Below are 477 nucleotides of genomic sequence, written 5' to 3'. Positions count from 1 at the left end.
GCGGCCCAGTACTCGTCGACCTCGTCCTGCGACTCGCACTCGACGACGAACGACACCGCCTCGGTGAACGGGAACTGCGGGCCGCCGTTGATGGCGGCGAACCGGTGCCCGGCGAGCTCGAAGTCGGCCGACACCGCCGTACCGTCGGGCTGGCGGAACACGTCGCCGACCGTCGCGTCGGGGAAGACGCTCGCGTAGAAGGTGATGGCCTCCTCGAGGTTGCCGTCGAACCACAGGCTCGGCACGATCGCGCGCATCGTCGTCTCCGTTCGTCACAAGCGTCACAGGTCTCGCGGGCGGCCGGACGACCGCCCACCGGTTCCGACGGGGGCCGGGAGCCGAACTCATCGTGCGCCCCTCGCCCCGCGTCGGGCCGGGGCGGGATCGCCACCCCTACGCGGACGCCTTCTTGCGGGTCGTCTTGGTCGCCGTCGACTTCTCCTTCGACGTCGAGCGGCCTGTGCTCTTCTTCGCGGC

1 protein-coding gene is annotated in these 477 nt (G+C 70.9%); it reads right to left on the bottom strand.

Features of this window, described 5'->3' with window-relative positions:
- Positions 1-257 (bottom strand): VOC family protein (locus tag G3I78_RS47960; protein ID WP_203616528.1); only part of this gene is annotated, 257 nt, incomplete at its 3' end.
- Positions 258-477 lie beyond the last annotated feature (220 nt).

This window comes from Streptomyces sp. SID13726 (assembly GCF_010548375.1).
GTDB lineage: Bacteria > Actinomycetota > Actinomycetes > Streptomycetales > Streptomycetaceae > Streptomyces.
The sequence above is the reverse complement of the archived record's forward strand: the minus strand, read 5'-3'. Positions and strand labels throughout refer to the sequence as shown.